The sequence below is a fragment of the Actinoallomurus acaciae genome, from assembly GCF_042429965.1.
Taxonomy (GTDB): domain Bacteria; phylum Actinomycetota; class Actinomycetes; order Streptosporangiales; family Streptosporangiaceae; genus Actinoallomurus; species Actinoallomurus acaciae.
On record NZ_JBHLZP010000935.1, the window covers coordinates 1 to 1,800 of the forward strand.

1 protein-coding gene and 1 pseudogene are annotated in these 1,800 nt (G+C 75.7%); both read right to left on the reverse strand.

Features of this window, described 5'->3' with window-relative positions:
- Positions 1 to 1,128 (reverse strand): Gfo/Idh/MocA family oxidoreductase (locus tag ACFFNX_RS49095; RefSeq protein ID WP_378213348.1); only part of this gene is annotated, 1,128 nt, incomplete at its 3' end.
- A pseudogene (locus ACFFNX_RS49100) lies at positions 1,125 to 1,800 on the reverse strand (saccharopine dehydrogenase NADP-binding domain-containing protein); the annotation flags it as partial. The pseudogene ACFFNX_RS49100 and the gene ACFFNX_RS49095, both read right to left, overlap by 4 nt.

Below are 1,800 nucleotides of genomic sequence, written 5' to 3' on the forward strand. Positions count from 1 at the left end.
GCCACCGGCCTCGCGCGGGCGCGCGGGCGGCGTCCGCGGCTCGTGGTGGTCCGGGAACAGCTCGCGGACCGCGAGCGGACGTGGTACGGGCGGCCGGACGACCCGCGGCGGACCGAGCACGGTGGCCAGCTCGGACCAGATGCGGCACACCATCAGGTCGTACTGGCCGGAGCGCAGCGGGTCGCGGTTCTCGGCGATGGCGTCCCGCAGATCATCCAGTGCGCGCCCGATGGCCTGCGGCCACAGCTCGGCGAACACCTCGCGGAACGTCCCGGTACCACCGACCACGGACGTCGTCGTGAGATCCAGGTGCCCGGTTCCGTGGCCGTCGAGCACGAGGCGGCGGTCGGCGTCGCGGTGCGCGTGCAGGCGCGGGCTCCACAGCACCGGGCCGTGGGTGTCGGCCAGGGTGAGCACGCCCGCCTCCGTGCCGACCGACACGCGGTGCCAGTGCAGGGCGTGGTTGTCCCGGTCGGCCGGGTCCAGCTGGTGGTGGACCCGCAGCGTCAGCGGCACGCCGCCCAGGGCGCCGTGCAGGATGCGGAACGGCGGTTCCCCGAGGTCCCCGGGGAGGGGCGCCGGGTCCGCGAACCGCCAGGGCCGCAGGGAACCCAGGGCCCGGCCGAGGATGTCCACCAGCGGGTGCATCAGATGGACCGGCGTGGCCGCGTCGACGAACAGCGGTGTTCGCCGCGCGATCAGCCGGCGCGCCGCGGCCGTGAAGGCGGCCACCGGCGCGACGTGCGGGTAGTGGGTGTTGAGCCGGTACTGCACCCGGTTGCGGCGCGCCAGCCTCAGGCATTCGGTGAGCTCGTCCAGGTGGATCGGATGTTCCTGCAGGACGTGTACGCCCCGGCCGAGCAGCGAGCCGGCCAGCTCGGTGCCCGGCCCGCCGGAGATCGTCGAGCCGACGACGACACAGGCCACGTCCACGGCGTCGTCCGGCACCTGGCCGACGGCGGTGTACAGGGGGACGCCGAGGCCGCGGGCGTACGCACGGGATGCCGTGGAGCCGCGGGCGAGCAGCCCGGCGAGCGTGTAGCCGGGGTGGGCGCGTACGGCCTCGCCGTAGAAGCGGCCGAAGTTCGTGCCGCAGACCAGGGTCCGCAGCGGCTCCGTGGCGCTCACAGCGCCCCCTCGTCCACGAGACCGTCCGCCGTGGTGTCCCCGCCGGACAGGTCGAACCGGGCGGCGCCGCTCTCTTCGATCCGGGCGGCGACGGCCCCGGGGTCCAGCACGTCGCAGGCGAAGTGCGCGCCGGGCGGGACGCCGCCGCGCAGCAGGGCGTCGACGGCCAGTGCCCCGACCGCCGCGGTGAGCCGGTAGCTGCTCGCGGTGCGCACGGTGAGACGGCGCGACGCCGGTCGCCCGTCCGCGCTTCCCTCCAGGGCGAAGTGCATGACGTAGTAGGGGGTGCGTCCGGCCAGGTCCAGGCGGGCGGCCAGCATCATCCGCCCGGTGAGCTCCGCGCGATCCGCACCGGCGGCCAGGCTCCCGGGCAGGAGGTTCAGCACCGCGCGCACCTGCGCGCCCGGGTGGACGTTGAACCAGTCCACGCGGTCGAGGCCCAGCTCGGCGGCGAGCCGCTCGGTCTCCGCACTGAGAAACGGCTGGATCGCCACACGGCCGGGAAAACCGGGAACGTCGGCGTCCTCGGCCGGGCGCGCCGCACGGGACTCTCTGCGCCCGCCGCGCCAGGCGGCGAGCGGCTCACCGTACGCGGCGCCGCCCGCGCCGCCGGTGGTGAGCGACAGCATCAGGTCCTCGGCCACCGTCGGCGTGCACGGCTCCAGCCCCCCG